The organism is Pseudescherichia vulneris, from assembly GCF_902164725.1.
Lineage (GTDB): Bacteria > Pseudomonadota > Gammaproteobacteria > Enterobacterales > Enterobacteriaceae > Pseudescherichia > Pseudescherichia vulneris.
The window spans coordinates 2,289,327-2,299,857 of sequence record NZ_LR607338.1 but is presented as its reverse complement, the minus strand read 5'-3'; the positions used below and the strand labels follow the sequence as shown (position 1 = coordinate 2,299,857).

11 protein-coding genes are annotated in these 10,531 nt (G+C 57.6%); 9 read left to right on the top strand and 2 right to left on the bottom strand.

What is annotated here, in order from left to right; translation table 11 throughout:
• Positions 1-203: 203 nt before the first annotated feature.
• From aspS to ruvB, 6 genes are all read left to right on the top strand, one after another.
• The gene (gene aspS / locus FN633_RS09825; RefSeq protein WP_154057577.1) at positions 204-1,976 is read left to right on the top strand and encodes an aspartate--tRNA ligase; all 1,773 of its coding nucleotides are present in this window, start codon (positions 204-206) and stop codon (positions 1,974-1,976) included.
• Positions 1,976-2,419, top strand: coding sequence for a dihydroneopterin triphosphate diphosphatase (nudB, locus tag FN633_RS09820; protein WP_042391361.1), 444 nt, complete (start codon positions 1,976-1,978; stop codon positions 2,417-2,419). The genes aspS and nudB overlap by 1 nt, the downstream gene beginning before the upstream one ends.
• A gap of 24 nt (positions 2,420-2,443) precedes the next feature.
• Positions 2,444-3,187 (top strand): YebC/PmpR family DNA-binding transcriptional regulator, encoded by a 744-nt coding sequence (locus FN633_RS09815; protein ID WP_042391358.1) that lies wholly within the window; start codon positions 2,444-2,446, stop codon positions 3,185-3,187.
• A gap of 33 nt (positions 3,188-3,220) precedes the next feature.
• A complete protein-coding gene (ruvC, locus tag FN633_RS09810; protein ID WP_042391357.1) occupies positions 3,221-3,742 on the top strand; it encodes a crossover junction endodeoxyribonuclease RuvC in 522 nt (173 codons plus the stop codon).
• Positions 3,743-3,820: 78 nt separating this feature from the next.
• Positions 3,821-4,432: a Holliday junction branch migration protein RuvA gene (ruvA, locus tag FN633_RS09805; protein WP_042391356.1), complete on the top strand. Its 612-nt coding sequence runs from the start codon at positions 3,821-3,823 to the stop codon at positions 4,430-4,432.
• An 8-nt stretch (positions 4,433-4,440) separates the two neighbouring features.
• Complete coding sequence (gene ruvB / locus FN633_RS09800; RefSeq protein WP_042391355.1) at positions 4,441-5,451, top strand: Holliday junction branch migration DNA helicase RuvB; 1,011 nt, start codon at positions 4,441-4,443, stop codon at positions 5,449-5,451.
• Between the two features lie 54 nt (positions 5,452-5,505).
• Here ruvB and znuB read toward each other — a convergent pair whose 3' ends face one another.
• Together znuB and znuC are read right to left on the bottom strand one after the other, a co-directional pair.
• Positions 5,506-6,291, bottom strand: a complete 786-nt coding sequence (gene znuB, locus FN633_RS09795; RefSeq protein ID WP_154057576.1) for a zinc ABC transporter permease subunit ZnuB — start codon at positions 6,289-6,291, stop codon at positions 5,506-5,508.
• Positions 6,288-7,043 (bottom strand): zinc ABC transporter ATP-binding protein ZnuC, encoded by a 756-nt coding sequence (gene znuC, locus FN633_RS09790; RefSeq protein ID WP_042391353.1) that lies wholly within the window; start codon positions 7,041-7,043, stop codon positions 6,288-6,290. Before znuC ends, znuB begins: the two co-directional genes overlap by 4 nt.
• 78 nt (positions 7,044-7,121) lie before the next feature.
• Here znuC and znuA point away from each other — a divergent pair, with 78 nt between their 5' ends.
• From znuA to lpxM, 3 genes are all read left to right on the top strand, one after another.
• Entirely contained in the window at positions 7,122-8,066 is a 945-nt protein-coding gene (gene znuA / locus FN633_RS09785; protein WP_154057575.1) for a zinc ABC transporter substrate-binding protein ZnuA, read from the top strand.
• A 15-nt stretch (positions 8,067-8,081) separates the two neighbouring features.
• Positions 8,082-9,407 carry a murein DD-endopeptidase MepM gene (gene mepM / locus FN633_RS09780; protein WP_154057574.1) on the top strand — a complete coding sequence of 442 codons (1,326 nt, stop codon included), beginning with the start codon at positions 8,082-8,084 and terminating at the stop codon, positions 9,405-9,407.
• 147 nt (positions 9,408-9,554) lie between these two features.
• Complete coding sequence (lpxM, locus tag FN633_RS09775; RefSeq protein WP_154057573.1) at positions 9,555-10,526, top strand: lauroyl-Kdo(2)-lipid IV(A) myristoyltransferase; 972 nt, start codon at positions 9,555-9,557, stop codon at positions 10,524-10,526.
• Positions 10,527-10,531: the final 5 nt, after the last annotated feature.

The following is a 10,531-nucleotide window of genomic DNA, read 5'->3' as shown; positions in this document are numbered from 1 at the left end:
AAACGAGCTGGAGAATTGGGCAGAAGCTGCCTAAAAACTTGTCTAGAGGCCGACGTAGCGCCTCATCTTGGCTTTGAGTGTCAAGCTGATATCCAGTATAATAGCCCCCTTTTTTCATCCAGTTGTGACATTCAGCTCGCGCTGCGTCGTCGTGGCTGCAAGGCAGGCGACAAACGGCCTGCGGCTAAGTTAAGGGATATCTCATGCGTACAGAATATTGCGGACAGCTTCGACTGTCCCACGAGGGGCAGCAGGTGACTCTGTGTGGTTGGGTCAACCGCCGCCGCGATCTCGGCAGCCTGATCTTTATCGATATGCGCGATCGTGAAGGTATCGTGCAGGTGTTCTTCGATCCGGATCGCGCAGATGCGTTAAAGCTGGCCTCTGAACTGCGTAATGAGTTCTGCATCCAGGTCACCGGCACCGTGCGCCGCCGTGACGATAAAAACATCAACAGCGATATGGCTACCGGCGAGATTGAAGTGCTGGCCTCCGATCTGACCATCATCAACCGTTCAGACTCGCTGCCGCTCGACTCCAACCACGTCAATACCGAAGAGGCGCGTCTCAAGTACCGCTATCTGGATCTGCGTCGCCCGGAGATGGCTAACCGCCTGAAGACCCGCGCGAAGATCACTAGCTTCGTACGCCGTTTTATGGACGATCACGGTTTCCTCGACATCGAAACCCCGATGCTGACCAAAGCGACGCCGGAAGGGGCGCGTGACTATCTGGTACCGAGCCGCGTGCACAAAGGCAAATTCTACGCCCTGCCGCAGTCCCCGCAGCTGTTCAAGCAGCTGCTGATGATGTCCGGCTTTGACCGCTACTACCAGATCGTCAAATGCTTCCGCGATGAAGACCTGCGTGCAGATCGCCAGCCTGAATTTACCCAGATCGATGTTGAAACTTCCTTCATGACCGCACCGCAGGTGCGTGAGGTGATGGAAGCGCTGGTGCGTCAGCTGTGGCAGGCCACCATTAACGTTGACCTGGGCGACTTCCCGGTGATGACCTTTGCCGAGGCCGAGCGCCGTTACGGCTCTGATAAACCAGACCTGCGTAACCCGATGGAGCTGGTGGACGTTGCCGACCTGCTGAAAAGCGTCGAGTTCGCCGTGTTTGCCGGTCCGGCCAACGACGCCAAAGGCCGCGTGGCTGCCCTGCGTGTGCCGGGCGGTGCTGCCCTGAGCCGTAAGCAGATTGACGACTACGGCAACTTTATTAAGATCTACGGCGCGAAAGGGCTGGCCTACATCAAGGTCACCGAGCGTGCAAAAGGTCTGGAAGGCATTACCAGCCCGGTGGCGAAGTTCCTGAACGCTGAGATCATCGAAGCGATTCTGGAGCGTACCGGTGCGCAGGATGGCGACATGATCTTCTTCGGCGCGGACAACCGCAAAGTGGTTGCCGATGCGATGGGTGCGCTGCGCCTCAAGCTGGGTAAAGACCTGAGCATCACCGACGAAAGCAAGTGGGCACCGCTGTGGGTCATCGACTTCCCGATGTTCGAAGAGGACGGCGAGGGCGGTCTGACCGCGATGCACCATCCGTTCACCGCGCCAAGCAACATGACTGCGGAAGAGCTGAAGGCCGCGCCGGAAACCGCTATCGCTAACGCCTACGATATGGTCATCAACGGCTATGAAGTGGGTGGTGGTTCAGTGCGTATTCACCGCGGCGAAATGCAGCAGACGGTGTTTGGCATCCTCGGCATTACCGAACAGGAGCAGCGCGAGAAGTTCGGCTTCCTGCTCGACGCCCTGAAGTACGGTACGCCGCCGCACGCGGGCCTGGCTTTCGGTCTCGATCGTCTGACCATGCTGCTGACCGGCACCGATAACATCCGTGACGTGATCGCTTTCCCGAAAACCACCGCCGCTGCCTGCCTGATGACCGAAGCGCCAAGCTTCGCCAACCAGGCCGCGCTGACCGAGCTGGGCATTGAAGTGATCAAAAAGGCTGAGAATAACTAATGACCTATAAGCAACCCGTTTCCGTGCTAGTCGTGATCTACGCCCAGGACACGAAACGGGTGCTGATGCTACAACGGCGCGACGATCCCAATTTCTGGCAGTCGGTTACCGGCAGCCTGGAGGAGGGGGAAACCGCGCCGCAGGCCGCCGCGCGTGAAGTAAAGGAAGAGGTCGCGATTGACGTTGCAGCAGAGCAGCTGACCTTGATCGACTGTCAGCGCACGGTTGAGTTTGAAATTTTTATGCATTTACGTCATCGCTATGCGCCGGGTATTAAGCGCAACACGGAATCGTGGTTCTGTCTTGCGCTGCCTCACGAGCGGGAGATCGTGTTCACTGAACACCTGACCTACCGCTGGGTCGACGCGGTGGATGCTGCCGCCCTGACTAAGTCGTGGAGCAACCGGCAGGCGATTGAAGAGTTTGTAATTAACGCCGCCTGAGAAGGCGCTTTTGGAGAATTTTTTATGGCAGGTCACAGTAAATGGGCCAACACCAAACACCGCAAAGCGGCACAGGATGCCAAACGCGGTAAGATCTTTACCAAAATTATTCGTGAGCTGGTAACAGCAGCGCGTCTGGGCGGCGGCGATGCCGGCTCTAACCCGCGTCTGCGTGCGGCAATCGATAAAGCGCTCTCCAACAACATGACTCGCGATACCCTGAACCGCGCCATCGCCCGTGGCGTGGGCGGCGATGAAGACGCGAACATGGAGACCATCATTTATGAAGGTTATGGCCCTGGCGGCACGGCGGTAATGGTAGAGTGTCTCTCTGACAACCGTAACCGTACCGTTGCAGAAGTTCGCCATGCCTTCACCAAAACCGGCGGCAACCTCGGTACCGACGGCTCCGTTGCCTACCTGTTCAGCAAAAAAGGGGTGATCTCCTTCGAGCAGGGCGATGAAGATGCAATCATGGAAGCGGCGCTGGAAGCCGGTGCGGAAGACGTGGTGACCTATGACGACGGCGCAATCGACGTCTACACCGCATGGGAAGAGATGGGTGCCGTACGCGATGCGCTGGAAGCCGCTGGCCTGAAAGCGGACAGCGCTGAAGTGTCGATGATCCCGTCCACCAAAGCGGACATGGATGCCGAGACCGCACCGAAGCTGCTGCGCCTGATCGACATGCTGGAAGACTGCGATGACGTGCAGGAGGTTTACCACAACGGTGAGATCTCTGATGAGGTCGCAGCGACCCTCGAATGAGGCCGTCTGGATCCGTAAAACAGGAGGTGCGTGGTGTCAATCATTCTCGGTATTGATCCCGGCTCACGCATCACCGGCTACGGCGTGATCCGCCAGGTCGGCAGACAGCTTACCTATCTTGGCAGCGGCTGTATCCGCACCAAGGTTGACGATCTCCCCTCACGCCTGAAGCTGATTTACGCGGGCGTGTCGGAGATCATCACCCAGTTCCAGCCCGACTTTTTCGCTATTGAGCAGGTCTTTATGGCGAAAAACGCCGACTCGGCGCTTAAGCTCGGGCAGGCGCGCGGGGTGGCGATTGTTGCGGCGGTAAACCAGGACCTGCCGGTCTTTGAGTATGCCGCCCGCCAGGTTAAGCAGACGGTAGTCGGCATCGGTAGCGCAGAGAAGAGTCAGGTGCAGCATATGGTGCGTACCCTGCTCAAGCTTCCCGCCAATCCCCAGGCGGATGCCGCCGATGCGCTGGCGATTGCCATAACCCACTGTCACGTCAGCCAAAACGCCATGCAAATGAGTGAAAAGCGGCTCAATCTTGCGCGAGGGCGGTTACGTTAATCGAAAAAGAGGCTGGATATGTATCCAGCCTTTTTTATATCATAGAGAAAATTTTAGCCGATAGCGCAGGAGCGAAACGTGATAGGCAGACTCAGAGGCATTATTGTCGAGAAACAACCCCCGCTGGTACTGCTGGAGACCGGCGGCGTAGGCTATGAAGTGCATATGCCAATGACCTGCTTCTATGAGCTACCGGATGCTGGGCAAGAAGCGATTATCTTCACCCACTTTGTGGTGCGTGAAGATGCCCAGTTGCTGTACGGCTTTAACAACAAACAGGAACGTACCCTGTTTAAAGAGCTGATCAAAACCAACGGCGTTGGGCCAAAGCTAGCGCTGGCGATCCTCTCCGGCATGTCGGCGCAGCAGTTTGTCAACGCCGTCGAACGCGAAGATCCCAACGCGCTGGTGAAGCTGCCCGGCATCGGTAAAAAGACCGCCGAGCGCCTGATTGTTGAGATGAAAGACCGCTTCAAAGGCCTGCATGGCGATCTCTTTACGCCAGCGGCGGATCTGGTGCTGACTTCGCCCGTGGGCCCGTCGGCGGACGATGCCGAGCAGGAAGCGGTTGCCGCGCTGGTGGCGCTGGGCTACAAGCCTCAGGAAGCCAGCCGCATGGTCAGTAAACTGGCACGCCCGGATGCCAGCAGTGAAACACTTATTCGTGAAGCGCTTCGCGCCGCGATGTGAGGTAAAGGATGATAGAAGCAGACCGCCTGGTATCAGCAGGCAGCGTTACCCAGGAAGAGGTCATCGATCGCGCGATCCGTCCTAAGCTGCTCGACGAATACATTGGCCAGCCGCAGGTGCGCTCGCAGATGGAGATTTTTATCCAGGCGGCAAAGCTGCGTGGTGATGCGCTCGATCATCTGCTGATCTTCGGCCCGCCGGGCCTGGGTAAAACGACCCTGGCCAACATTGTCGCCAACGAGATGGGCGTTAATCTGCGTACCACCTCTGGCCCGGTGCTGGAAAAGGCAGGGGATCTCGCCGCGATGCTAACCAACCTTGAGCCGCACGACGTGCTGTTTATCGATGAGATCCATCGCCTGTCGCCGGTAGTGGAAGAGGTGCTCTACCCAGCGATGGAAGATTACCAGCTGGATATCATGATTGGCGAAGGCCCGGCGGCGCGCTCGATTAAAATCGACCTACCGCCCTTTACGCTGATAGGTGCCACCACCCGTGCGGGCTCTCTGACCTCGCCGCTGCGCGATCGCTTTGGCATTGTGCAGCGCCTGGAGTTTTACCAGGTCGCCGATCTGCAGCATATCGTCGGGCGCAGCGCGCGCTTTATGGGGCTGGAGATGAGCGAAGAGGGTGCGCTGGAAGTGGCTCGCCGCTCCCGGGGTACGCCGCGTATCGCCAACCGCCTGCTGCGTCGCGTGCGTGACTTCTCTGAAGTGAAGCATGACGGGACGATCTCCGCAGACGTGGCCGCCCAGGCGCTGGATATGCTCAACGTTGACGCCGAAGGTTTTGATTACATGGACCGCAAGCTGCTGCTGGCGGTGATCGATAAGTTCTTTGGCGGCCCGGTGGGGTTAGATAACCTTGCAGCGGCCATCGGCGAAGAGCGAGAAACGATTGAGGATGTGCTGGAGCCATACCTGATCCAGCAGGGCTTTTTACAGCGCACCCCGCGCGGCCGGATGGCGACGGTAAGAGCCTGGAACCACTTCGGTATTACACCTCCGGCAATGCCATAAGGCATGCCGCAGGTTTTGTAGCCCCGGTAAGCGTAGCGCCACCGGGGAAAATGATTACTGCGCCGGTTTCTTCATCATGCTAAGGATAAACAGCGCTGCGGCGCAGAGCACCACCGAGGGGCCAGCGGGCGTGTCATAGAACGCCGAGAAGGTCAGCCCCCCGGTGACGGCGAGCATTCCTACCCCTACCGCAACGCCGGCCATCTGCTCCGGCGTGCGGGCGAAACGGCGGGCGGTCGCGGCGGGAATGATCAGCAGGGAAGTGATGATCAGCGCGCCCACAAACTTCATCGCTACGCCAATCGTCAGGGCAGTCACCAGCATCAACAGCAGCTTCACCCGCTGCAGCTTTACCCCGTCAACAAAGGCCAGATCCGGACTGATGGTCATCGACAGCAGGCTGCGCCACTGCCAGAGCAGAATGCCAAGCACAATCGCGACGCCCACCCCGAGGATGATCAGATCGTCCGGCGTCACCGCCAGCAGATCGCCAAACAGGTAGGCCATCAGGTCGACGCGAATGTTCGACATCAGGCTCACCACCACCAGACCCAGCGACAGGGCACTGTGCGCCATAATGCCCAGCAGGGTATCGATCGCCAGGTGCGGACGCTTCTCCAGCCAGACCAGTCCACCGGCAAGCAGCAGCGTCACCGCAATCACCGCGTAAAACGGATTAACGTTTAGCAGCAGACCAAAGGCGACGCCGAGCAGCGACGCGTGGGCGAGGGTGTCGCCGAAGTAGGACATCCGACGCCAGACCACAAAGGAGCCCAGCGGGCCTGCGGCACAGGCCAGCATCATCCCGGCCAGCCAGCCGGGCAGAAGTAGTTCAATCATGAGTTTCCATTTCCCCGGCGCAGTACGATACGGCCCTGTAAATCATGGCGATGGTTATGGTTATGGCGATAGATGCCCAGCTGTTCAGCACCGCGCGGCCCAAACATTGAGATAAACTGCGGATGCATAGCCACCACCTCTGGCGTGCCGGAGCAGCAGATATGATGGTTCAGGCACAGCACCTCGTCGGTTTTCGCCATCACCAGATGCAGATCGTGAGAAACCATCAGCACGGCGCAGTTCAGCTCCCGGCGCAGCTGGTCAATCAGATCGTACAGCGCCACCTGGCCGTTCACGTCTACGCCCTGGGTCGGCTCATCCAACACCAGCAGCTGCGGCGCGTTTAGCAGGGCGCGGGCCAGCAGCACGCGCTGGGTCTCACCGCCGGAAAGCTTTTGCATCGGGGCGTCAATCAGGTGTCCGGCCTGTACGCGCTTAAGGGCTGGAAGAATATCATCCTTACGCGTCCCCGGACGCAGGCGCAAAAAGCGGCTGACGGTCAGGGGCAGGGTGGCGTCCAGATGCAGCTTCTGCGGAACATAACCAATGCGTAGCGCCTTATCGCGCTTGATTGTCCCGGAATCGGCTGCTACCAGGCCCAAAACGACCCGCACCAGGGTAGATTTTCCTGCGCCGTTTGGACCCAGCAGGGTTAAAATTTTTCCAGGCTGCAACACCAGCGAAATGTCAGACAGGACGCGGCGTTGACCGAAGGAGACGGATACATTTTCCAGTGAAACAAGATTTGTCATAGTGTTTAAGGGCTTGCACAAGTCATAGAATGTTATAATATCACATTCCACCCACTTATTACGATGATTAGTCGCATTATGTTACATAAAAATACGCTTCTTTGCGCTGCAATCTCCACCGCTCTGATGAGCATAACACTCTCTCCCGCCAACGCCGCCGTTGTCGCTTCGCTTAAGCCTATCGGCTTTATCGCCGCCGCCCTTACCGACGGTGTGACTAAGACAGAAGTATTACTCCCGGACGGTGCCTCTGAGCATGATTACTCATTGCGTCCTTCGGATGTAAAACGCTTACAGAGCGCGGACTTAGTGGTTTGGGTCGGGCCGGACATGGAAGCCTTCATGCAGAAGCCGACTCAGCAGCTGCCAGCGCAGAAACAGCTGGCGATTGGCGAGCTGCCAGAGGTGAAACCGCTGCTGATGAAAGGCGGCGAGCACGACGAAGATGAGCATGACGGTCATGACCACCATGGCGAAAAGGGTGACGAACATCACCATCATGGCGAGTATAACATGCACATTTGGATGTCACCGGAGGTAGCCCGCCTGGCTGCGGTTGCAATCCATCAAAAATTAGTGGAAGTTATGCCGCAAAGTCGAGCCAAGCTTGACGCCAACCTGCGCGATTTTGAGGCACAATTGGCCGAAACCGATAAGCAGGTCGGCACTGAGCTCGCACCCGTGAAGGGGAAAGGGTATTTCGTTTTTCATGACGCCTATGGCTACTACGAAAAACACTATGGTCTGACGCCGCTCGGCCATTTTACCGTTAACCCTGAAATTCAGCCCGGTGCGCAGCGTTTACATGAAATCAGAACACAGTTAGTTGAGCAAAAAGCAACCTGCGTTTTTGCTGAGCCACAGTTCAGGCCAGCGGTCGTTGAATCTGTTGCGAGAGGAACGTCTGTGCGAATGGGGACTTTAGATCCTCTGGGCACCAATATTGCGCTGAGTAAAACCAGCTACGCGCAATTTTTGAAACAACTCTCAAACCAGTATGCGAGCTGCCTGAAAGGAGATTAACGAGGAAGTGAATACGTGCAACAGATAGCCCGCTCTGTCGCCCTGGCATTTAACAATTTGCCTCGACCCCATCGCGTTATGCTGGGGTCGCTTACTGTTCTCACATTAGCGGTCGCCGTCTGGCGACCCTATGTCTACCACCCCGAGTCCGCCCCGATTGTAAAAGCCATTGAGCTGGAGAAGAGCGAGATCCGTTCGCTGCTGCCGGAAGCCAGTGAGCCTATCGATCAGTCGATGCCTGATGAAGTCGAAGAGATCCCCCAGGACGAGCTGGATGATAAAACCGGCAACGAGGCGGGCGTGCATGAGTACGTTGTCTCTACCGGCGATACGCTCAGCAGTATTCTGACCCAGTACGGCATGGATATGGGCGATGTCACCCAGCTCGCCAGCGCCGATAAAGAGCTGCGTAATTTGAAGATCGGCCAGCAAATCTCCTGGACGCTCACTGCCGATGGCGATCTGCAGCGCCTGACCTGGGAGATGTCGCGCCGTGAAACCCGCACCTACGACCGCATGGAGAGCGGCGCATTTAAAATGAGCAGTGAAGTTCAGCAGGGCGACTGGGTTAACACCACGCTGAAAGGCGCAGTCGGCGGCAGCTTCGTTGCCAGCGCCAAAGAGGCCGGTCTGAACAGCGGTGAAATCAGCGCGGTGATCAAAGCCATGCAGTGGCAGGTAGATCTGCGTAAGCTGAAAAAAGGCGATGAGTTCTCGGTGCTGATGTCGCGTGAAATGCTCGACGGCAAGCGCGAACAGAGCCAGCTGCTTGGCGTACGTCTGCGCTCGGACGGGAAAGACTACTACGCTATCCGCGCTGAAGATGGCAAATTCTACGATCGGAACGGTACCGGTCTGGCGAAGGGCTTTATGCGTTTCCCAACCTCTAAACAGTTCCGCGTCTCGTCAAACTTTAACCCGCGCCGTCTGAACCCGGTGACCGGCCGCGTTGCTCCGCATAAAGGCGTAGATTTTGCCATGCCGCAGGGCACGCCGGTGCTGGCGGTAGGCGATGGCGAAGTCGTTACCGCTAAGCGCAGCGGCGCGGCAGGTTACTACGTGGCGATCCGTCACGGTCGTACCTACACCACGCGCTATATGCACCTGCGCAAGCTGCTGGTGAAAGATGGCCAGAAGGTGAAGCGGGGCGATCGTATCGCGCTCTCGGGTAATACCGGTCGCTCAACCGGCCCGCACCTGCACTATGAGGTGTGGATCAACCAGCAGGCGGTCAACCCATTAACGGCTAAGCTGCCGCGTACCGAAGGGTTGACCGGCAGCGATCGCCGCGACTACCTGGCGCAGGTGAAAGAGGTTATGCCTCAGCTGCGTTTCGACTAGCTTGCCCCCGCAGAAGCGCTATAAAAGCCGGTTGCCCATGGGCACCGGCTTTTTCTTTTGTGCGAAGCCAAACGTCTCGCTAAACTATCACGTTAATTGATACCTGATTATTTCTCTGACCCGAGTCTATCGGCTCCCGGAAGATGCATGGAAACGAAAAAAAATAACAGCGAATACATTCCCCAGTTTGAAAAGGAGTTCCTGCAGCCGCGCTACTGGGGCGCATGGCTGGGCGTTCTCGCGCTGGCAGGCGTGTCGCTTATACCGCCCTCGGTACGCGATCCGCTGCTGGGCAAGCTGGGGCGTTTAGGTGGACGACTGGGCAAAAGTGCCCGCCGCCGGGCGCAAATTAATCTGCTCTACTGCTTCCCTGATAAGAGCGTAGCCGAGCGGGAAGCCATTGTTGATAAGATGTTTGCTACTGCTCCCCAGTCAATGGTGCTGATGGCCGAGCTGGCGATACGCGGCCCGGAGAAGATTGCCGGTCGTATTCAATGGCAAGGCAAAGAGATTATCGACGAGATGCAGCGCAACGGTGAGAATGTGATCCTGCTGGTGCCGCACGGCTGGGGCGTCGATATTCCGGCGATGCTGATGGCCTCCCAGGGGCGGCCAATCGCTGCCATGTTCCATAACCAGGGGAACAGGGTTCTTGATTACGTCTGGAATAAAGTGCGCCTCCGCTTTGGCGGGCGTCTGCATCCACGTAACAGCGGCATCAAACATTTTATTCAATCCGTACGCCAGGGATATTGGGGTTACTACCTGCCCGATCAGGATCACGGCGCGGAGCAGAGCGAGTTCGTTGACTTCTTTGCGACCTACAAAGCGACGCTGCCTGCCGTGGGTCGCCTGATGAAAGTCTGCCGTGCTCGGGTTGTACCGCTGTTCCCGGTCTATGACAGCAAGACGCATCGCCTGACTATTATGGTCAGACCGCCGATGGACGATCTGCTGGACGCTGACGATAACACCCTCGCCAGACGGATGAATGAAGAGGTAGAGCACCTCGTTAGCCCGAATCCAGAGCAGTACACCTGGATCCTAAAGCTGCTCAAGACGCGCAGGCCGGGCGAACAGGAGCCGTACAAGCGTAAAGAGCTGTTTCCCAAGAAGTAGCAGAC

Excerpts from the sequence above, each read along its gene's own strand:
- aspS (WP_154057577.1), top strand. The coding sequence starts at position 204 with ATGCGTACAGAATATTGCGGACAGCTTCGACTGTCCCACGAGGGGCAG.
- nudB (WP_042391361.1), top strand. The coding sequence starts at position 1,976 with ATGACCTATAAGCAACCCGTTTCCGTGCTAGTCGTGATCTACGCCCAG.
- FN633_RS09815 (WP_042391358.1), top strand. The coding sequence starts at position 2,444 with ATGGCAGGTCACAGTAAATGGGCCAACACCAAACACCGCAAAGCGGCA.
- ruvB (WP_042391355.1), top strand. The coding sequence starts at position 4,441 with ATGATAGAAGCAGACCGCCTGGTATCAGCAGGCAGCGTTACCCAGGAA.
- znuB (WP_154057576.1), bottom strand. The coding sequence starts at position 6,291 with ATGATTGAACTACTTCTGCCCGGCTGGCTGGCCGGGATGATGCTGGCC.
- znuC (WP_042391353.1), bottom strand. The coding sequence starts at position 7,043 with ATGACAAATCTTGTTTCACTGGAAAATGTATCCGTCTCCTTCGGTCAA.
- znuA (WP_154057575.1), top strand. The coding sequence starts at position 7,122 with ATGTTACATAAAAATACGCTTCTTTGCGCTGCAATCTCCACCGCTCTG.
- lpxM (WP_154057573.1), top strand. The coding sequence starts at position 9,555 with ATGGAAACGAAAAAAAATAACAGCGAATACATTCCCCAGTTTGAAAAG.